Annotated in this window: 20 protein-coding genes and 1 pseudogene; 9 read left to right on the top strand and 12 right to left on the bottom strand. The window is 44.1% G+C overall.

Translation table 11 applies throughout. From position 1 onward, the window contains the following. Positions 1 to 112: 112 nt before the first annotated feature. The 5 genes from ACWQXP_RS08700 (at position 113) to ACWQXP_RS08680 (ending at position 5,161) form a co-directional block, all read left to right on the top strand. The gene (locus tag ACWQXP_RS08700; protein ID WP_454063011.1) at positions 113 to 754 is read left to right on the top strand and encodes an ankyrin repeat domain-containing protein; all 642 of its coding nucleotides are present in this window, start codon (positions 113 to 115) and stop codon (positions 752 to 754) included. Positions 755 to 819: 65 nt separating this feature from the next. Then, the gene (locus ACWQXP_RS08695) at positions 820 to 1,371 is read left to right on the top strand and encodes a GlcG/HbpS family heme-binding protein (protein WP_454062430.1); all 552 of its coding nucleotides are present in this window, start codon (positions 820 to 822) and stop codon (positions 1,369 to 1,371) included. A gap of 455 nt (positions 1,372 to 1,826) precedes the next feature. Continuing rightward, on the top strand, positions 1,827 to 2,255 hold the full coding sequence (locus tag ACWQXP_RS08690) for a hypothetical protein (RefSeq protein WP_454062429.1): 429 nt from the start codon (positions 1,827 to 1,829) through the stop codon (positions 2,253 to 2,255). Positions 2,256 to 2,594: 339 nt separating this feature from the next. Continuing rightward, entirely contained in the window at positions 2,595 to 3,869 is a 1,275-nt protein-coding gene (locus ACWQXP_RS08685) for an NAD(P)/FAD-dependent oxidoreductase (RefSeq protein ID WP_454062428.1), read from the top strand. A 257-nt stretch (positions 3,870 to 4,126) separates the two neighbouring features. Next, positions 4,127 to 5,161, top strand: a complete 1,035-nt coding sequence (locus tag ACWQXP_RS08680; protein ID WP_454062427.1) for a sodium:calcium antiporter — start codon at positions 4,127 to 4,129, stop codon at positions 5,159 to 5,161. Positions 5,162 to 5,228: 67 nt separating this feature from the next. Here the strand turns inward: ACWQXP_RS08680 and ACWQXP_RS08675 are convergent, their stop codons facing one another. From ACWQXP_RS08675 to ACWQXP_RS08645, 7 genes are all read right to left on the bottom strand, one after another. Next, positions 5,229 to 5,762, bottom strand: a complete 534-nt coding sequence (locus tag ACWQXP_RS08675) for a MauE/DoxX family redox-associated membrane protein (protein WP_454062426.1) — start codon at positions 5,760 to 5,762, stop codon at positions 5,229 to 5,231. A 118-nt stretch (positions 5,763 to 5,880) separates the two neighbouring features. Continuing rightward, a complete protein-coding gene (locus ACWQXP_RS08670) occupies positions 5,881 to 6,423 on the bottom strand; it encodes a type 1 glutamine amidotransferase domain-containing protein (protein WP_454062425.1) in 543 nt (180 codons plus the stop codon). A 51-nt stretch (positions 6,424 to 6,474) separates the two neighbouring features. Beyond that, complete coding sequence (locus ACWQXP_RS08665) at positions 6,475 to 6,681, bottom strand: dodecin (RefSeq protein ID WP_454062424.1); 207 nt, start codon at positions 6,679 to 6,681, stop codon at positions 6,475 to 6,477. Positions 6,682 to 7,235: 554 nt separating this feature from the next. Next, positions 7,236 to 7,442 (bottom strand): hypothetical protein, encoded by a 207-nt coding sequence (locus ACWQXP_RS08660; RefSeq protein ID WP_454062423.1) that lies wholly within the window; start codon positions 7,440 to 7,442, stop codon positions 7,236 to 7,238. A 352-nt stretch (positions 7,443 to 7,794) separates the two neighbouring features. Further along, on the bottom strand, positions 7,795 to 8,586 hold the full coding sequence (locus ACWQXP_RS08655) for a PRC-barrel domain-containing protein (protein ID WP_454062422.1): 792 nt from the start codon (positions 8,584 to 8,586) through the stop codon (positions 7,795 to 7,797). Between the two features lie 372 nt (positions 8,587 to 8,958). Then, positions 8,959 to 9,279, bottom strand: coding sequence for a hypothetical protein (locus ACWQXP_RS08650; RefSeq protein ID WP_454062421.1), 321 nt, complete (start codon positions 9,277 to 9,279; stop codon positions 8,959 to 8,961). Positions 9,280 to 9,346: 67 nt separating this feature from the next. Then, entirely contained in the window at positions 9,347 to 10,765 is a 1,419-nt protein-coding gene (locus ACWQXP_RS08645) for a hypothetical protein (RefSeq protein WP_454062420.1), read from the bottom strand. A gap of 300 nt (positions 10,766 to 11,065) precedes the next feature. On the opposite strand from ACWQXP_RS08645, the pseudogene ACWQXP_RS08640 reads away from it, so the two are divergent. From ACWQXP_RS08640 to ACWQXP_RS08625, 4 genes and pseudogenes are all read left to right on the top strand, one after another. Then, a pseudogene (locus ACWQXP_RS08640) lies at positions 11,066 to 11,595 on the top strand (DUF4372 domain-containing protein); the annotation flags it as partial. Positions 11,596 to 11,972: 377 nt separating this feature from the next. After that, complete coding sequence (locus tag ACWQXP_RS08635; protein ID WP_454062419.1) at positions 11,973 to 12,332, top strand: PRC-barrel domain-containing protein; 360 nt, start codon at positions 11,973 to 11,975, stop codon at positions 12,330 to 12,332. Between the two features lie 479 nt (positions 12,333 to 12,811). After that, positions 12,812 to 13,492 carry a PRC-barrel domain-containing protein gene (locus ACWQXP_RS08630; protein WP_454062418.1) on the top strand — a complete coding sequence of 227 codons (681 nt, stop codon included), beginning with the start codon at positions 12,812 to 12,814 and terminating at the stop codon, positions 13,490 to 13,492. A 278-nt stretch (positions 13,493 to 13,770) separates the two neighbouring features. Next, positions 13,771 to 14,148 carry a hypothetical protein gene (locus ACWQXP_RS08625; RefSeq protein WP_454062417.1) on the top strand — a complete coding sequence of 126 codons (378 nt, stop codon included), beginning with the start codon at positions 13,771 to 13,773 and terminating at the stop codon, positions 14,146 to 14,148. A gap of 47 nt (positions 14,149 to 14,195) precedes the next feature. Here ACWQXP_RS08625 and ACWQXP_RS08620 read toward each other — a convergent pair whose 3' ends face one another. The 5 genes from ACWQXP_RS08620 to ACWQXP_RS08600 all read right to left on the bottom strand — a co-directional run bounded on the left by ACWQXP_RS08620 (position 14,196) and on the right by ACWQXP_RS08600 (position 20,219). Beyond that, entirely contained in the window at positions 14,196 to 15,128 is a 933-nt protein-coding gene (locus ACWQXP_RS08620; protein WP_454062416.1) for a hypothetical protein, read from the bottom strand. Between the two features lie 400 nt (positions 15,129 to 15,528). Further along, positions 15,529 to 15,954: an STAS domain-containing protein gene (locus ACWQXP_RS08615; protein ID WP_454062415.1), complete on the bottom strand. Its 426-nt coding sequence runs from the start codon at positions 15,952 to 15,954 to the stop codon at positions 15,529 to 15,531. Positions 15,955 to 16,270: 316 nt separating this feature from the next. Continuing rightward, positions 16,271 to 18,241, bottom strand: a complete 1,971-nt coding sequence (locus ACWQXP_RS08610) for a response regulator (RefSeq protein ID WP_454062414.1) — start codon at positions 18,239 to 18,241, stop codon at positions 16,271 to 16,273. After that, positions 18,238 to 18,678 carry a response regulator gene (locus tag ACWQXP_RS08605; RefSeq protein ID WP_454062413.1) on the bottom strand — a complete coding sequence of 147 codons (441 nt, stop codon included), beginning with the start codon at positions 18,676 to 18,678 and terminating at the stop codon, positions 18,238 to 18,240. Before ACWQXP_RS08605 ends, ACWQXP_RS08610 begins: the two co-directional genes overlap by 4 nt. Next, positions 18,675 to 20,219, bottom strand: coding sequence for a sensor histidine kinase (locus ACWQXP_RS08600; RefSeq protein ID WP_454062412.1), 1,545 nt, complete (start codon positions 20,217 to 20,219; stop codon positions 18,675 to 18,677). The genes ACWQXP_RS08605 and ACWQXP_RS08600 overlap by 4 nt, the downstream gene beginning before the upstream one ends. Positions 20,220 to 20,780 lie beyond the last annotated feature (561 nt).

Raw genomic sequence — 20,780 nt, 5'->3', positions numbered from 1 at the left:
GTAGGGTTGCAATTCCGCGACGGTCATGATTGATCGGTGACGGCAAAGGAGACGATTGGCAATTCAAAGCTTGATAAGGCTTCTGTTGAGTATCGCAATACTCCTAGGAACTATGGGGTTGTTTGCAAAACCCGATATGCCGATCAATGAACGAGAGCAGCTCTTGATTGAAGCTGTTGTTCAACATGATCTTGCCTTGGTCAAGCAATTGTTGAAACGCGGGGCCAATATGGAGAGTCGAGATGCCGAGGGACGTACGGCGTTACTGGCGGCGGTGGCCAATAACTCTCTTGAGATTGCTCGCCTCTTGATTGAAGCTGGTGCCGATGTCAATGCGCAAGATTCCCAGATGGATAGTCCGTTATTATTAGCCGGGGCTGAAGGTACACTTGAGATTTTAACGCTCATCTTAGACGCAAATCCCGATTTTAGTGTCTACAATCGTTTTGGCGGAACACCGTTGATTCCAGCCTGTGAACGAGGACATCTCGAAGTCGTGCAGATCTTATTGAAGACTGAAGTTGATATTGATCATGTGAACAATTTAGGATGGACTGCGCTTTTAGAAGCGATCGTGTTGAGTCAAGGTGGCCCCCGCCATCAAAAAATTGTCCAATCATTAGTCGATGCAGGAGCTGATATCCATATTGCTGATCATGACGGAGTGACGCCGTTGCTTCATGCCAGACAAAAGGGATTCCAAGAAATTGTCAGTATTTTAGAGTCAGCCGCTGCACGCGATTCTGAAAGCTGAAAGTGAAATCTAAAAGATACTAAAAAACCATAACTTTTGATATAGGGAGGAAAAAGGTGAACGGAATGGAGAGTCAGCGTGTTACCTCATACCTGTTTTGCGCAAAGCGTAGTCTTCTCACTTGCTGTTTAGTTGGTCTGGTCACGTCAAATGGGTGGGCAGGGGAGTTGCCTCGTGAGAGTGTGTTACCGCTTTCTTTGGCGACAAAGGCGGCTCATGCCACTGTCGATAAATGTTTGGCCGATGGGTATCGAGTGAGTGTCACCGTGGTTGACCGAGGAGGAAATATTCGTGCGGTGTTGAGGCAAGACGGAGCTGGCACACATACTCTCGAAAGCAGTCGCAAGAAAGCCTACTCCTCAGCCAGTCTGAGGCAGCCGACCGAAAAGTTAGCCGGATTAGTGGCTAAGATGCCGGCACTTCAAGGTCTTCAGCACATGAATGAACATATGCTTCTTTTGGCTGGTGGTCTGCCTATTGTGTTAGGTGGTGAAGTTGTGGGTGGCATTGGAGTGGGGGGAGCCCCTGGGGGTCATCTTGATGTTGCCTGTGCACAAGCCGGGTTGAACAGTATCGGTGCGGGTTCAACTCAGGAAGCCGACAAGTCAGGGCAATGATGTCCCCAGTTGTGTTTCCGTCTAGTCAAACGTTGTGGTAAATGGGCTTGCGAGCGAACAGTGAGGCTATTGTTTATCGATTTCCATCGCTTTGTAGGCAATTAACCCACCATTGCTGGCTATATACATGTATCGTCCAGACGTTAGTGTTATAAGGATTGATTCTGGCTGATCTGCCCTTCCGTTTAGGCACAACCTTTTCCTTACTATTTTAGGCATTTCATCGGTTCCTCAGAAATTTGTGACTTTTGGCATTCACGCCAGGCAACAGATCATGGGATTGACCCACAGATCTAGTTGTGATTTCATTGAGATCGTGAATGAGTAGATTTCAGGTTAGAAGATGTCTACAATGATTAAGCTTACGGATACCTGAGTTTCATGAAGTAATTTATTCCCGTGATCCTTCCAACATTCAAGTGCCATTATTCACCCTGTCTTTGAGGAATCTTGTCATGATGAATTTATTTTCATTGCTCGCAACGGCTCTTCTTTTTACAAATTTCATTTTTGTTGACTATGCATCCGCTCAAACTCCTACAGGAGAGACGGCAACTCCAGAAGCGATCAAGGGGTTTAATGAACAGAAGGTCAAAGATGATCCGATTTGTGATTCAAGTCGGCGTCCTGTGATCAAGACGGTTGAACCCGATGAAGTAAAGCCGGGTGACAAAATTGTTGTCACCGGTGATTTCGGGAAAAGCAAAGAATGTTTGCATCACGTGACCATTGGGAGTCAAGAAGGAAAAGAGATGACCTATGTTGATGCGAAACATGTAGAAGTGACCGTACCTGATTCAGCAAGACAAGGTATGACGTTTTTGAATGTTCAGACGGGTGGTGGGAGTGCACGTGTGGCAATTTTAGTGCAAAGTAAAGAATAATAATTCTGAAATACCAAAAAAAATTCTGGTTGTCCTCAGTAAGAAAGTACTATTTCTTCAAGTTCGAGAAAACGTTGTCGCTAAGCTTGTCTGCTACCTGATCCTGTGTGAACCCGTAAGGGTTTGCACAGGGCTGCTATCGACTCCTATCTTCTTAATGTTCCTAACCGTCTGCCTCGGGGGATACGAAATCTTCAATTCCCTTGTTCCAACAAGACCTTCTGCCTATTTCCTGTTAGTCTTCAATCATTACTGTGAATCTTGAACATCGGACGGTTTATTATTGTGCAAGGCTAAATTATTTATGAAGTAGAGCAACTGTGGAGAGCGAAATTTGTTATGAAGCCGTTAAATGTCGTTGTGGTAGGTGGAGGTTTTGGTGGCCTATCGGTTGTGCGAGCTCTTCGCGGAGCATCCGTTCATATCACCTTAATTGATGTCACCAATCACCATGTATTTCAGCCACTCCTGTATCAAGTGGCGGTTGCAGCTCTTTCCCGTGGAAATATTGCGACTCCACTTCGAGAAATTTGTCGTGCTCAATCAAATGTAAGAATCATCATGGACGAGGTGATATCAGTTGATTGTGACCATCATGTCGTGGAATTGACGAATGAAAGAATTATCTTCGATTCAATAGTTCTTGCTCCGGGTTCTCAGCCTTCCTATTTCGGTCATCCAGAGTGGCGTCAATATGCGTGGAGCCTCAAAACCTTATCCGATGCTCTGCGCATTCGTGACCGTATTGTCCTTGCGTTTGAACAAGCCGATCGTTTGGCTCCTAGCCCCGAAGTGACGCCGTATCTGACATTTGTCATTGTCGGGGGTGGACCGACGGGTGTCGAACTCGCCGGGGCCATAGCCGAGATAGCTCAGTACAGTATTAGACCAGATTTTCCTTCACTCAAGGACCAAAAAATTTCCATTATCCTTGTTGAGATGCACACTCGATTGTTAGATGATTTTCCCGAAGAATTGTCTCACTATGCCAAAATGTCTTTAGAACAACTAGGCGTCGAGGTGCAGTTGGGTTCCCAAGTCACTGACATATCTGACAAGGTCGTGACGGTTGGCACGCACCGTATTGAGTCAGCAAATGTGATTTGGGCGGCCGGAAATGAGGCCTCTCCCTTAATGAAAACCCTTGACGCACCGTTAGATCCAATGGGGAGAGTGTATGTAGAAAAGGACCTTTCCCTTTCTTGGTATCCATGGGTGTTCATCATCGGTGATGCGGCTTCTTGTTCTAGTCACAATGGACATCCTCTTCCGGCCTTGGCGGCTGTCGCCATGCAACAAGGTCGTTATGTCGCCAATATTATTACGCATCGTATTCCATCTGAACAACGTGAAATCTTCCAGTATCAAGACAGAGGGAAGATGGCGACATTAGGGCGAGCCAGAGCGGTTGCGGAGATCAAAGGAAGAAAATTTTCCGGTCTCGGCGCCTGGTTACTTTGGTCGGTTGTTCATATTTTTTATCTCATTGGGTTTGATCGTGTTCGCGTCACGATCGAATGGTTGTGGTACTACGTCACGTACAAGCCAAGTGAACGTCTCATCGAGAAAAAGTCTTATCGAAACCCGTTCCGTAATAATGTGAATGGTTGTTGAACATTCAGCCCACCTGGTTGTTCCCATTTACGGCAGGGAAAATCTCTCTCATGCCTGCACACGATATCAACAAAACGTGCGAACAACCTATCCAGGGTTTATAGGAGGTTTCAACGTCGTACATCTTTCGTATAGTAATTTCGTTGGGGAAGCCATTTCAAATGGTCTCAGATACACGGATGATGCGAGTGAAACATCTACATTTTTTTCGATGACGTAGACGACTGAAATCTTTCTGCATGGATATATTCTCTTTGGTGACTGACTCTACTCGATGGAGCCTTTCGACCTGTATTGTAGTTTTTGTGATTTCCGCTGTTGTTATTGCGATCGTTGGGTACCGATTAACGATATTGGCTGATCGTCTTGCCGATCGGACAGGCTTAGGAGAAGCGTTAACAGGAGCTTTTCTTCTTGGCGCGATGACTTCTCTCCCTGAAATCAGTGCGACAATCACGGCAGCAAGGCAAGGGCATGCTCAACTTGCCGTGAGTAATGCCCTAGGCGGCGTAGCCGCACAAACAGTGTTTTTGGTCATGGCAGACTTGACGTATCGAAGAGCCAATCTTGAACATGCAGCAGCATCAATAGCTAATGTCATGCAAGGCACCCTCGCTATTGTATTGATAGCCTTCCCGGTTCTGGCAGCCATGATGCCCAATTTTCAGCAGTTCACTATTCATCCTATGACCCCACTCATGTTTGGAGTATATACATACGGACTTTACCTTGTCTTTCAAGTTCAAGCCAATCCGATGTGGCGACCTCACCAAACATCGGAAACCCGTGAAGACCAGATTGATAATTTGAGAGACCAGCATATTCCTCTCTGGCGATTGTGGACCCAATTCATTCCAACTGCGATCATCGTTGGATTTGGAGGGTGGTTTATTACCAAATCAGGGATTGCCTTGTCTCAGAATACAGGTTTGTCTGAAACCGTAGTTGGTGCACTATTCACTTCGGTTGCCACATCTTTTCCAGAATTAGTTACGACCCTTGTCGCGGTCCGGCAGGGGGCGCTCACGTTGGCAATTGGAGGGATTCTCGGTGGCAATGCATTTGATTCACTTCTTGTTGCCGTTTCTGATGTCGCCTATCATTCTGGGTCTATTTATCATGCGATCACTCCTGATCAAATTTTCCTTATGGGACTAACGATCATTATGACGAGTATTCTTCTTATGGGATTGATTCGGAGAGAGCAGCATGGGATTGCGAATATTGGATTTGAAAGTTTCACTATCTTATTGCTGTATATCGGAGGGGCCCTCTATCTTGTTTTAAAATAACGATTGTATGCTGTTCAGTTAACGCATAGATGTTCTTGGCAATATTATTCTCCTATTGAAATAATGATTATAGGATGTTCGTTGTTGTCACCAACATGATGGCCGCCATGACTCCCATCCCGACATCTTCGGTCAGAGTCACCGTGGATAAAGGGACTTCAAGAACAGAACCCATACATGGACAATTAATATCCAGATCTTGTCGTAGTGCAGAGATCACACCAATAGTCCCAATGATCATGATAATGATCGTCGCGATATAAGTCAGTGCTGGCGCAAAAAAAGCGAGAAAACTCAATCCTAATCCCAGTTCGATAAATGGATAGATGTAAGCATAGGTACGGCTTCGCGTCGCAATAAGATCATACATTTGAAATCCATCAGCAAACGCTGAAAGATTAAATATTTTCAACATCGCAAAACAGCAGAGAAAAATGCCCATGAAATAATGCATCCAACTCATGAGACCGCCCTGCGTGTGCAGAGTTAAGGCAAATCCTGCTGCGGCTGCAATCAAAATCAAAGATGCGAGAGGCCAGTAATCTTGAAATGCTTTTCCTCGATTGTTCTCTTGCTTCTTGTAGGCGGGATCTTTAGTCATACAGAAGCCTCATCTGCGATATACGGCAACGAGTTTGCCGCAAGTCCAAACGTATAATAATTTTTCCTACGATTTCTTCTCTCTCTGCGATCGACCTTCGGTCGTTATGATAGGCTCGTCATGGTTTGGTCGTCGTTTTTTCAGAGAGAACTTCAATAATTTCTCGACAAAACATACCAAGATCTGAGGGTTGACGAGATGAAATAAGAAAGCCATCTCGAATCACTTCGGTATCGCTATATTGGGCGCCAGCATTGATAAGGTCGTCTTTAATGGAATGAAAGCAAGTCATCTGTTTATCCTTCACAATCCCTGCGGAGATCGCGACCCATGCCGCGTGGCAAATCGTCCCGATAACTTTCTCCTGTTCCATCATTTCTCGTACCAATGAAAGAGTTAAAGGATTTCGACGCAGATGATCTGGAGCATATCCACCAGGAATAATCACGGCATCAAAATCTTTTACTTGAACATCTTCAATTCTCATATCTGCCGTGACTGGATAGCCATGTTTTCCGTGATACGTTGACGTCCCCGCACCAGCGATGAGTACGGTGGCGCCTTCTTCTCGCAACCTCAGCACGGGATACCACAGTTCTAAGTCTTCATAAAGTTGTTCGACTAACACAAGGACGTTTCGGTGTAATAAACGTTGTTCCATGTGAGTTCCATACAATAGTGTGATATCACAATCATTGTGGGTCTATAATTTTTACTCATCGAGCGTAAAGCCCACCTTTATTGTCACCTGCCAATGGGCGACTTTGTTGTCCTCAATATCTCCACGTGTCTCCGTGACGTGAAACCATCGCATATGCCGGACAGTGTCTGAAGCCTTTCCAATGGCTTGATTAATAGCGTCCTCCATGGAATTCCGAGAGCTTCCCGTCAATTCAATGATTTTGTAAATGTGTGACAACGTTGAACCTCCTGTCTGGTTGTATTTGGGAAATTTTAATAAGTATGACCAGATTTAACGGGATACGAAACTGTATAAAACCCTTGGAGCAAAAGATATCTGCGTAGACATTCACAAATGTCAAGCTGGGCCGCATGACTTCGCGAGTTTGTGCTTGATGGAATTTCGACAGGAGCCATCATCATTCCTAAGAGATAACGTTTGTCAAGAATAGAATGTGGAAGATTAATGACGTGAGAATGATTATGCGTTAGTCAATAGGCGAGCTATGGGAAAAGTGTATGGCCGTGAGTTCAAGAGAGAAGAAATTTTTTAATTAACAGAGAGTGGAATGGATCATTATCTGCTCGCAATGCAGATAATACTAGCCATCTATGATGTAAGGCCGAAGTATGCATTATCAATTTGAGAGGCTTACGCGCCACTCAGACCCAGACCTTGTCCCTCTGTCGCTTCACTATCACCAAAATATTTGGTGCTGAATTTTTGGGAACTGGGGTCCATCCTGAGTACAGTTTCTTGTCATCTCAGCATGACGTTTTGTACCCAACGTTTTACGTCTGAGCGTTTAGTTTACTTTTATAATTTTGGGAAATGGCATGTGCCGGATTTGATATGCGAACATGTTTTTGATGTTGATTTTTTTGTCTTTCCCATTCTTCGTCAAGCGATGCTTCTAACGTATAAGATGGTTCGCTGGTATATCGTATTCGCGAGCGGTTTGTATTAATTCTTTTTTCATGAAAATCATTACTCATCATCAAGCCCTCCTTAACATCAGATAATAATATACATAAGAAAAATTTTATTCTCAGTCTTGCTGTATTTCGGGAGCACTTACATGACGGCTATTTCAATGTTAAGTATCGCAACTTTTTCATGGAAGTTTTGAACGGAGCATTGACTCCTCTATCTTGTAATTTTCAGTGTAATATCATGATTAATGACAGTAGAAAACTGGCAATAACCCTAGTCGTGATACTTTTTTAGAAACGATGAAATTTTTCGGAATAATAGTAGGGTACAACCCGAATCGGTAGGTAGGTTAAGGCCTACATGAAGAGGAAACAGAGCCTTAGTCCTCTTCATGCAGGTCCTCAGGTGATTGTCGCATCAATGACGAGATTGACTTTGAGCGTTAATACTCTCTTCTTGGTTCCATTTGGGTGTGCCGTCGTCTTGTCGTAATTCTAAGGCTTTTCCATTCTTTTTGGTCGTGATCTGAGAGGCTAACAGGAGGTGATTGCCATCACGAGTCACCCGTGATCCATTGATCTTGACTGCGTCGCCTTGTTCCACTTCCATTCCTTGCTTTTGTAAATAGTCATTTGGAGCAAGACGAACGTGTTCCTGTGCCGAGGCAGTTTTTACGTCGACGGTCATAACCTGCATTCCATTGAGCATTTCATGTTTCACATTCTGGATTGTTCCTTCTATCGTCTCCATAGTATTAGCATTAAACTGTTCTTGATCTTTGGGGCTTGCAGAGGCGGATTGTGTTCCTTGTGATTCACCGATAGGCGCTTCAGCCACCTCAACAATCATGCTTTGGTCTTCTTTGTTACGTGTCAGTGTGACATTTTTCCAAGGTATAGAATAATTTTCCTGATTGATTCCTATGTTGCCACCGAATGTTCCTCCGTATGCAAGAATGATGTACGCAATTTGTCCTGATTTCTGATCGATGAGAAAATCTTTAACCGTCCCCATTTCTTTGCCTGATTTGTCGATAACGGTATTGCCAATAAGGGTATTGGCATTTAACAGTAGATCTGACGCAGGTGCAGCCTTATCATTGGACATGCGGTTTTGCTGATCGAGAGCCCAGGCCACGCCTCCTCCCATTAAGATAAAGGCAAGTAATACACTAATCCAACTGCTGTTAAAACGATGCGTTCTCATCATGATAATCCTCCGTTCGAATGTTATGGTTATCCGCTACGATTGTCTGTTCTGTACTATAGGGAGATCTCTGAAGAGATTATCCTAGCAGCAACCCTTGTTTCCGCAAAGATTATCCCTAGCAAAGGCTCATTCGTCTGTATTTACAATCTGGCTATACTACGCAAGTAGGTTCATAAGAATGATGGAAAGTAAAAATTGCAGTCTTTTCTGAAAAATCTTACTTATAGAATGAAATGATGGAACGCCTGTGATGATTCACGAGAATGAGAAGAAAAAGAGGGGTTGGGGAATCGGTCTTAAGAGAATGGATAGGTCGAATTAAAGACCTGTTGGTATAGAAAGTTAGGTTTCAAAATATCGAAGTGTAGACTTTTATTGGATTCGTTTGTTGTTCAGACCACTATTTCGTGTTGCTGCCGATCCTGTTCTGTGACCACCGAAGACTGACGTCACGCCATTTTTGCCTGCATCACCAGGTCTTAATTTTCTTTCTCGCTCTAATTCATTTTTTTTAGAGGTGCTTGATAAAGGTTCCGTATCTATCGATGACCCCATCCCTTGTTGTGTATTTATTTTCGAGGATTCTTGAGATACCTGATTTTGTCGATTCAAGTCAGAACCCATCCCAAAAGTTGAAGCCCCTTGGACAGAAAAAAATAAACATGTTGCTGTCGCCATCAAAAAAATACTCATCAAATTTCTTTCTTCTTTGGATTGGCCTCTAAGCCTTGCAGGCTTAGAGGCCAACGCGTGTTTATAATTACGGCCGATAACGACTTGGTCTCGAATCGTAACTTCTATCATCATCTGAAGAACGGCGTTCCCGGTAGCGTTCATACGTGTTACCAGAATCATCGTCATTCCGATCTCGACTTTGAGAGTACATGGATCGTTGACTTCTTTGATTCCGTGATTCGTCTGAATACCGATCTCGAGAATCACGATCAGAGGAGCGATAGCGTTCTGGCTGGTTCATGTGACGATCTCGAATCCTGTCTTGGCCGGCATGATGTCCTTTAAATGCCTCTTGATCTTCATACTTATACGCGGATTCAGATCCCTGCCCCCGATCTCTTCGATCTCGTGATTGATTTGTACGTCCTTGAGGGGAGTAACGATCAGACCATGAACGTTGACGAAATTCACGAGCCGTGCCGCGATAGCGTTCCGGCTGATTCATGTGTTTATCCTGAATTCTGTCTTGGCCAGCAAACCATCCTCGATAGGCGCGTTGATCGTCATAATTATAGGCAGATTCTTGTCCTCGTCGATCTCGAGATTCTCCGCGATCCCCGGGGGAAAGAGTGGCTCTATAAGCCTGCTCACGATCCTCGTAAAAATCTTCATTTAAGTTCCAATGTTGCTCTACGTGTTGAGCGGTGTCATCCCCTTCTTCTAGGATTGGAAGATCGCCTAATTGTGTCTTTGACACATTGAGCTTAAATGTTTTATTTCCCTGACCTTCCATGGCCTGCCAAGGCACTGAGATGAGTTGCCCGTCAGTCTTTCGAACGATGGCATAAGAAGGCTCACCTTGGTTGTTATTCACAAGTCGGTAAATATGACCAACTTCCTGTCCATTTTTTGTTTTGACGGTGTATTTTGCATCTTTATCGGAAATATCCAGGCCGCCTAATTGACCCGCGGGCAACACAAAATAATCTTCTCCCGATCGGCCTGCCTCGAAACGATCATCTTCGCCGCGATATCCCATCGATCGTACATAGGTGGCATTACCCTCTTGATTAATTTTAGCTTTGATAGAATCTCCATTCTGGAAATTGCAATCTCCAAACGTAAATCCTTGCTTTTCAGAATCCTCTGACGAGCTTTGCCCGCTGCTCCCTGATGAAGACATCGGAGATCCTTGACTCATCGAAGATCCTTGAGATGACTGTCCCGATTGGGAACTTGAACTGTTTGGGCACAGTTGGTTTGTCTGATTATTGATTCTAAAAGAAGTTTTACGGCCGTCCCGCGACCGTATGGTGATTTGATCTCCATCCTTACGCATAAATTCTCCCCGTACAACTTTTTCTTTTTCTTGGGAATACGAGCTCTGAGATCCACCGCGATCTGAGTGATCTCTGGACGAACCTGCTTGCGCGATGAGTGGCAAGGCTAATAGCGGTATGCCTGCTAGCATAAGTGATCTAGCCCATAGGTCTTGAGTAAACATTATGTTTACCTCCTTTACTTAAAGGTTTGAGTAAATGAAATATAGTGATTGTTGCACAACCATTAGTGCTAATTTACCTAACCCCCTGTGAGAAACCACTGGCTGAAACCCCTGTGAGGTCTGTCTGGAACCCTGGACTCTGAAATTTAGGAAATATCCCTGCTTTCCGATCCACTGAGACGCGTTGCGGTATACACGAATGAACAATTTAAAGATTTTGAACAATTTAGGTGGTGTCGACTTGAACTCAAGCTCCCTTTTCTGACCATTGTTACCTAGGTCTTTAGCGGGAAATTTGTCATGTATGTCGGCAAGACCTTGTCTGCGCTGTTGATGGATTGTCTGCCCTGGACCGCCTTGACGAGAATCATCGCACGCTATCGTGACAATCACCGAGGTCGTATGCTGCCTTGCATTGAACACTTCAGTACCTTGTCATTTGCACCGTTGACGTATCGCGAAAGCTTGCTCGACATCGAAGCCAGACTCTCGGCGAAACGGCTAAGCTGTACTACATGGATATTCGCTTGCCAGTGAAACGTGCCACGCTGGCCGATGCCAACGAGCGCAGAGACTGGCGGATCTATGCCGCCTTTGCCCAGCGCTTGATCCCCCAGGCACGCACCCTGTATGAGAGGGAAAATTTCGGTCTGGATATGTCGCACACGGTTTTTGTCCTGGACACCATAACAATCGACCTGTGCCTGGTGCTGTTTCCGTGGGCACCGTTTCGCAGCACCAAGGCGGCCGTCAAGATGCATACACTGATTGGTCTGCGCGGCAATGTTCCACGCTTTAACCTTATTTCCGACGTGATGCGGCACGATGTCGCGCATTCACTCTCAGATTTCTACAGCCAGCAGAATTAATCGATCCATCTGCGTCGCATTCGGTTCAAAGGTTTCAAGTGCGGGGCAGGACACAGGTCTTCCAGTCCAATCTCTTTTGTCTGCCGTTCCCACTGTGTAACTCGATACAGCTTTTACACTATGTATTATGAAAAGGAAATTCACGTGAGTGCTGGAAATGGCCGTGGACCTCCTGGAGAGGTGATACACAAATATCTTTCTATTCTTCTCTTCAGGATTGAACGAGGAGAGGTATTTCTTATGCAGAAGCCAGGGTATCTGATAGTTATCAGTTCCCTGGAGTCGTGATATTTGTTGATATGAAATTGTATTTTTAATATCTAACTAAGGAGCAAGCGATGACTACTCAAATTCGTGCGGTATTATCGGCAGATTCAATCACGGGAACGACGGTACAAAACATGTCCAAAGAAGATCTTGGGGAAATTAAAAGTTTAATGATTGATCTTTCGGAAGGTAAAATCGCATATGCCGTTCTGTCATTTGGTGGGTTTTTAGGTATGGGGGACAAATTGTTTGCCATACCTTGGCAGGCGTTCCAGGTTGTCCAAGAAGAAAAAGTGTTTGTACTAGATGTATCAAAAGAAATATTAGAGAAAGCTCCGGGTTTTGATAAAGATAATTGGCCAGACATGGCCGATGTCACGTGGGGGCAGAGCATTCATAAATACTATGGATATGATCCTTACTGGAATTAATTGTATGTAGAATTTTTATTTTTGGCCGGAGAGAATCATTAAAACGAAATTCTCTCCGGCCGAAATTTTATCCGCCCGGTTTTACCCGATTGTTTTCCTCGATCGTATCCAGCTCAGCCTCAAAAAATATTTTCAGCCAGAGAATTTCACAGTAACGGCATTGCCGACTTTTTAATCTACCATCACAGGCTTGTACCATCCATGTTACCTCGTATGTTTTCTTATTTTCCCTAACGTTGCACTTCATAGACATTTCCATTCCTAAGCAGACTGATTTGTCTATTGGCGTGATTCCTCAGAATAGTACACCATGAATCGACCCTTAGGTTTGATATGTTTTTCGTGTCTGAGGCACCCAAACCTGTCAGCCGTGATATTCATTATTAATCGTATTGACAAACGTAACACACTTTATAGGTGCTGCTAGTACGCGATGAAGGAGAGATAGTCAATTTAGGTATCAAGGAAAGGAGCATGGCATGTTGCAAGACTTCAACAAAATGAAAACGTATGTTGTGGAGGGTACGGACGGAACGATTGGAACCGTGGCAGATGTGTACTTCAATGACCAAACTTGGAATGTTCAGTACGTGGCAGTCAATACAGGAAACTGGTTAGAAGGTCGGCATTTGCTCATTGCGAAGGAATGTTTATCGGCATTAAAGCGTGAAACAAGTGCCTATCCTGCGTCAGTCAGTCATGCGCAGGCAAAAGCGAGTCCAGAATTTGAAATTAATCAACCTCTATCTTGGGGAAAAGAACGAGAGATCTGTTCATTCTATCGCTGGTCTGCTTATTACCCAATAAACGAAAATGAGATGTCGGTCTTTCCCGGAATTCTGACGAGCACAAACGGTCTGAAAGATTTTTCGTTATTAGCCAATGACGGTGAAATTGGAAAAGTTGTCAATTTTATCGTTGATGATACAGATTTGCTGTTACGATATTTTGTCGTTGACACCGCGAAATGGTTAGCCGGCAGAAAAGTGCTGATCAGTCCGATGTGGGGAAAATCCATAAATTGGACAGAGCAACTGATAGAGGTTGATGTCAGCAAAGAGTCCATTCAAGAGTCGCCGGAGTACGATCCACTAGTTCCAATTGACCAAGTCTATGAAGTGGGTCTCTACGAGCATTACGGCAAGCCCCAATATTGGTAAAGCTGTATTTTCGATTAGACGTTCTAATCGAAATATTCTCGAATCGGAAGCGATAACCTGAACATGTTGCTCTACACCAATGTGCTCAAGTTGTCTTTCTGTACACACGAAAGATTGTAGAAGCAATTTTATGAGTATTGAGAACGTCATAAGCAGCCGCATGCGCTTACCGTTGAGGAAAGATTATTCCGGTCCGTGGCATGATATGTAAAATGATTAAACCTTAGCAAATCCCAGATTTGTGCCATCCAGTCATCGTTGTATTGTCAAAGGCATTCATGTGCACTATTCTTCTATTTGGTTCTGATCTTAATCTCTATGAACTGCTTGACTGGTTGCCTGATAGTTTCGGGTTGGATGTACGGCGGGCCTGGAGTCTCCCTGAAGGTATGCGAATATTAAACGATCAAATCATCGATCTTGTTGTTGTTGATTACTCTATCCAAAAAAATGGCTTATCGATGATATCTGAAGTGACCACGTGTGATCCTCATCCTCCCATTATAGCGACCTTCTCCGCTCGAGACACTCCGCATATCAATATGGTTAAATTTCCCCAGATGATTGGCGCTTCTTATACCTTTGAAAAACCTGTGAACAAAAGATTGTTTCAGGACGCGTTCCTAGAGCTTATGTGCTATCCGACAGATAAGTGACTTGCCAATCACACCTTCTTTCCTCGTCGATAGCCATCTCCATACTCTCATGCAACTTGCAGCCTTGAATGAACAGGATGTCGTTGCGTGGTGCAGGTGCCGCGAATTTTTGAACGTTTAAAATGCTGAAAAGACAATTCTTCTTCATTAACCGAGTAGGGCGAAATATGAAGATTGAGGCGCAAATCGGTGGGGAGGCAAAAATCATCTCCAAACCCAGCAACCTCGTGTAGGCATGTGAGGCACAATGGTAAATGCCACATTTTATAATCATAGCCATACCCTTCGGTAAAAACTTCCCTCCACTTCGTTTTGGTGAGACATGGATAGTGGGGAGGATCACTTTTTCGATAAAACGGCAGTAAAATTTCCAGATTTTCTCTGGCTTGGGTATTGAAGATTTCCGGGTGTTTGATTTGACTATTGTGGAGGTGTTTTATTTCATTTTCGGTCAAGTCTGCCTCTTCCATGGCGAGGTACCACCCTTTCTGTTTCCATCGTCTGAAGTTTTTATAAATTCGTTGCATTTGCTCCTCTTCTATCCCTAAGAGGATACGAACCTCACGCGGTCGTAGGCCGTAAAGGTGGTAGAAGAGTCCAATGAGTGCGTCACGGCTGATGACAGCTCGATTCAATAAGCCGTCAAGAAATCGATACATCAGCTGATTGGACGTGGAGGGGGCTTTGTGTTCCTGAGGCCTTCCAAAGTACTTCGAAATATATCCGTCGAGAAGCAAAAGTGGTCGACAAGGTAGTTGAGATGGACAATATTCAATGAATTTTTCAACGAGATTAAACGAGAGTCGTAAAAGCAATTTTTCATGTGCCATATTGTCTGACCATTGTCCCATATCTTGGAGAATACGACGAATGAGTTTGGAAGATCGTTCCAAAAAGTGAGGGAAATTCGCCGGCACACATTGTGTGAATTCTTCAGAAGTGTGAATCATCATGTGGGTAGATGGATTGATTGTTTTCAAGGGGACCTCCTTACCGACAAAAAGTATACTGTTAATGAAGTTATCAATGTGACAGGCAACATATATTCACCTTGTGAGAAGGTAGATTAGCCAATAGTCCATTCAGGCAGTACTGTCACTTACCCTTGCTTTAAATGCGGAGTGCCCTGGGTGACGTTGTCATGGAAAGAATGCGAAATCTCAGAGATTTTATTCAGGAGGTTATGTATGTGACCGAGACATACATGGAGACAGAGGACACGAGAGATTGATCATGCCAGTCGTATGTGAAATATTTGAGGGTGGTCTCTCTTGCTAGGAGTGAATAAGAGAGTTACATCGGAGATTGAGGCAGGCGATTTATATCTGTGAAGATGATTCCAATTATTTATGAAAGGATCTGTCATGTATGGGAAGAGCCTTATAACAGCGAGACGCTCCGAGTCCCGCTGGTCGTGACATTTTGCTGTGGGTACATCGTCACATCCTTGCGTTTGTGTAATGTTTCCCGTATGGCCTGAGTTAACTCTTCTTCTGTTTTCATTGCGTAGGATATGTTCAAGATGCCTTTCTCCTGAAGGTCTGCTTCAAGAGAAGGTTGAGTATGCAAAAGGAAAACAACTTTACCATTTTTCTGACTTTCATGAATTAATTGGTAAATGATCCGACTCCCTATCCAATCAATTGATGCTAACGCTTGCAAGTCTAGAACTATGAAAGAAACGGAGGATGAAATCGCATGCTCCATTAATAATTTTGTTTGGTGAAGATGATTTGTCTGAATGATAGCGTCTGGAGTAATGGTGAGAACGATTTGTTGATGAATGCAACTAATTTTATAATGCATCGTCTCTTTCCTCCGTGGATTATGGAATCGGTATTCCGAAATATCATTAATCGACGAATCGTTGGTATTGTAAAGGCTTTTCTCAATCACACCACTGTCATTACCCCTTGAGTGTAAATACCTAATTCAAGGGTTATACCGCATCATCCACTGACTGTGATTGATTATGTTTAAATTTTTGTATTGACAAGAAGAAGGCTAAGGGAAGACAGACGTTCGTCTACTGGCCGCGGTGTGAAGTTTGAGCGGGAAATCGGTTCGTTGAGGATGATGATTTCTGGAAAATTTTGATGAAAGCCTACTGACAAGAATGACTTCAAAGCACAAATTGACGAATGGTGTTCACTAAGTGATCGGCTGGTCCACCTTTTGCGACCAGCGCCTTCGCTCCTGCGTCTAAGAACCATTGAACAGCTTCGGTTGAATCGTAAACAGATAGGCCAATCACAATGGTTTCCGGTTTTTCACGGATGATTCTGCGTGTCGCTTCTAATCCATCCATGTTGGGCATTTGAAAATCCATAATGATGATGTCTGGGTGAAGAGACCGGCTCTGAAGGATGGCGTCTTCCCCGTTTTCTGCTTCTCCCACCACTTCAAAATCTTCTTGAGCATTCAAGATGAAACGAAACCCTTCACGAACCATTTTGTGATCGTCGACGATGAGGATGCGAATGGTATCTGATAGAGAGGAGCGATGTGGAGGAGGCGAAATAGCCGGGTCAGGTGTCGTATGTTTATCGTCTTGTGGTTCCTCTTGCTTCTCCGTTTCGAGTGGAATCTGAAAACGCACGTTTGTTCCATGTTCGGGAGTCGATGTAATGAGGAAATCCCCGCCTAACGCTTCTATTCGTTCCCGAATACTGAAAATGCCAAATTTTTCTGTTGGATGATTCGCAGTATCTGTTGAGTGGTGAATAAATCCGCGGCCGGAATCCCTTACCTCAATCTGTAGGTGAGTGTTATTGGGAATAGATACCGTCAATATCGCTTCGTTGACTCCGGAATGTTTTAAGACGTTAAATAACAGTTCACGAACAGATTGATAAATTAAGACCGCATGATCCTCTCGAAAGTTCAGCGTCCTATTTCCATCATTGACATGAACCGTTAAGCCCTGGTTTTTCATCTCATCTCCTAACCAGGAAAGGGAAGCCTGTAGGCCGAATTCATAAAGACAGGTTGGACTGATTTGGCTGACCAGGGTTCGTGTGTAGGTTAACGATTGATCCAATAGGTCGTCTGCCTCACCAAGGGTTTTTAGTATACTCTCTTTCTCTTGGTGCGATTGACACTGGGCTAATTTCAAACGACAGGCAACCAAAAGTTGTGCCAAGTAATCGTGCAGGTCCGAGGCGAGGCGGCGACGTTCCCGTTGTTCCGTGATAGTGAGTTCTGATGCCATAACCCGTAATCGATCTTGATATCGGACTAATTCTTGAGTTCGTGTGTTGACTCGTTCTTCCAGAGTTCGATTGAGTTCAGCCAATTTGTCATTGGCTTCTTTTGTCAACGTTTTGTCTCGAACGACTTTCGCGAACCCGATGAGTTGTTCTTGGCTGTCACGAACGGCCGTCACGGCTCCACTTGCCCAGAATCGTGTCCCATCTGCACAGACGAGCCAATTGTCGTCATCGCCTTTTTCATCGATCTGAGCTCTGCGTAATTCTGCTTCTGGACGGTTCTGGTTCTGATCTTCCGGAAGAAATAAAAATGAGAAATATTTCTTCAATGCTTCTTCATCCGAATAGCCAAATAGTCGTTGTGCGCCTTCGTTCCAATGGATGATATGTCCATTCACGTCTAGAAGGATAAACGCCAATCCGGTGGCTCCTTCAACAAAGAGCCGGTACATCCTTTCAGTCTCTCCGCGCTTGTGGTCGTTTCGGACACGTTCAATAGCGTAATGTAACGTGCGCGGCAGGAGTCCAGAAGTCAGTTGCGATTTGGGAACATAGTCCTGAGCCCCGAGCTTAATGGCTTCAAGTGCCAAGGGTTCATCCTCGTTCACCGTGAGAATTACGATCGGCGTTGACGTATTCGTCTTCCGGATTTGTTTCAGTGTTTCCATGCCGTTGGATTCTGGAAGATTTAAATCCAGGAGGATAGCGTGAAAGGTCGTCGTATGAAGAAATGTTAACGCTTCACGAAGCGTCTGAGCATGCGTGATTAAAAAAGAATGCGGTGTTGAGGTGTGTGTCAGTTGTTCCTGCACCATTCGGGCGTCAGGGGTATTATCTTCGACTAAAAGAATGGAAAGCGTGGTTGATGTATTGGCGTCCATCATGAAAAATTTTTGGGTGGAAGTTTAACGAAGGAAAGCCAGAATTGTTCAAGAGATTGAATCATGTTAATGAAATTTTTGACGTCAATGGGTTTGACCAGATACGCATTGGCATGAAGATCATAGCTCTGCAAGACATCATGTTCGTCAGAAGACGTGGTCAAAATTACAAGTGGTATCTGTCGTAAACTCGAATCACTTTTGATTTCTTTCAACACTTCACGCCCATCTTTTTTAGGGAGATTCAAGTCCAATAAAATGAGGTCCGGCCGAGGGACATGTTCGTATGGAACCTTCTGCCGCAAAAACTTGAGGGCACTCACGCCGTCCTGTACGATATGAATCGTGTTGTAGATGCGCGCGGCCTCAAAAGCTTCTTGGGTAAGACGGACATCAGATGGACTATCTTCTACCAATAAAATTTCTATAGGAATCGTCATTGTTTCTCCTGATAGTGTTTGGGAATCGAAAATATAAAAGTACTTCCCTTGCCTACCTCTGACTCGACCCAGATACGTCCGCCTTGACGTTCGACGATTTTCCTGCAGATAGCCAGGCCAATTCCCGTCCCTTGATATTCGTCTCTGGTATGAAGTCGTTTGAATGGGAGAAAAATTCGTTCAAAAAAATCTGCTTCGATTCCAATCCCATTATCCTGTACCATAAACACCCACTCATTCGCATCTTCTCGACTTGAAATATGTATTTGTGGCGAATCCGATCCCTGAAATTTGATGGCGTTGGTGACAAGATTCTGAAGAAGACGTTGGAACAGTTCTTCATCCGTAGAAATGGTGGGGAGCGGCGTATGGGTAATGCGTACTTGTTTTTCTTCAATGATTGTCTGTAGTTGCTGCAGAATGATTGTGAGGACATTGTTCGTATTGACTGGAAGATTTTTCACCTCTTGCGACTGGATCCTCGAATATTTCAAAAGATCTTGCGTGAGGATTTGTAGACGTGCGGCTCCGTCGGTCACGAAGCCAATATATTCCTTCGCTCGCTCGTCTAATTGGTTTTGGTATCGTTCTGCTAATAACTGGGTAAATCCGTGAATGGTTCGAAGTGGTTCTTGTAAATCATGAGAGGCAATATACGCAAATTGGAAAAGATCTTCATTTGATTGCTTGAGTGCATCAGTATATTGAACCATGGTCAAATTTTGAATCGCTAACATATTTTCCATTTTTTTCTGTTGAGAAATATCCCGAACAATTTTTGATCCACCGATCAAATTACCCCATCGGTCAATAATTGGAGAGATGGTTAACGACACATAGATATCTTTCCCATCCTTACGACGGCGAATGGTTTCAAAGTTGGAGATTCTTTGTCCGTGTTGGAGTTTGTCCAGAATATCATCTTCTTCGGACAGTAAGTCCGGAGGAAAGAGAAAGGTCATGAGCTGTCCAAGGCTTTCTTGTTCCGAATATCCAAATATGTCCTCTGCTCCCTTGTTCCAACTCGTGACCTTTCCGTGTAAGGTTTGGCCAATGATCGCATCGTGAGAGGATTCCACCATGGATGCTAATCGCAACTGGGTTTCTGTGCTGCAACGGTATTGGTAGGTGACGAAGGCGGTTGCCCATATCATGAAAATGGATATCGTACGATTGATGATGGTATTCCATGCCGTTGTGCCCTCTGACTGGGTCACGTCAATGCCTGGTGACAAGATGACTCCTGCAATTGCTGGAATGGTACAGATACCTGCGAGGAGGAATGGTGCGTGTAAATAGGATAGCCAAGGTGTGAGCAAAATAGGCACGACATAGAGTATGCCTATCGCCACTCCTGTTTTAATGTTCAGATCGAGAAGAAAAATGGTCAGGATGAGAATGCCAATTCCAATTGAAGTCGTACTATCCGATATTTTCGTAAGAGACTTTAATTTCAATTGTCGGGAGGAGTCCTTAGTGGGGTTTTTCCTGTCATCTTCAGAAGTCTCAGATTCTCGATGGTTACTCAATTCTAGCTTCAAAGATTTCCCCATATGTCACAGCGATTCACTTGTGGAGTTAAAAAAGAAGATTGGCCTTACAAGTGATGAACGTGAATGGTACCCATGACATCATACATGATCCATGGAGGGTATAAGTCAAATCTCAACGCGATGACTAGAAATTCAAATTGTTCGAGTTATAGCCGTTCCAATTAGTTTTCGTACGTATGAAGCGGTGTTTCGCGCTGAGTTGGTTTATTTGAATCGGCTGAAAGTTATTTGGTTTCGCTATAATCAACTCGATCAATGGCTGTTTTTGAATGTTGAATAACATGAAAAATGTTGAAAGTCTGCTAAGAGTGAAGACCTTGAACCGTATAAGTATACCGACGGGAATGTTGATTACGAAAGAGAATCATCCTATCTAGCCTTCATGTTTTCGTTGTCTGTCTCTTTTAACTAGGATAGAGGCCAATTTTTATACTTCTCTTCTCTTTCAGCCACTCTCGATATAAGAATGCTGGCGGTAGGTGGAAGGCGTCAGAGGAGAATAGCAAGGGTCATGTGACATATAACCAAGGGTTTCTCTTAGGCACGAAT

This window comes from Candidatus Nitrospira salsa (genome assembly GCF_965152625.1).
Note: the sequence above shows the minus strand (reverse complement) of the source record. Positions and strands in the feature narration are given on the sequence as shown.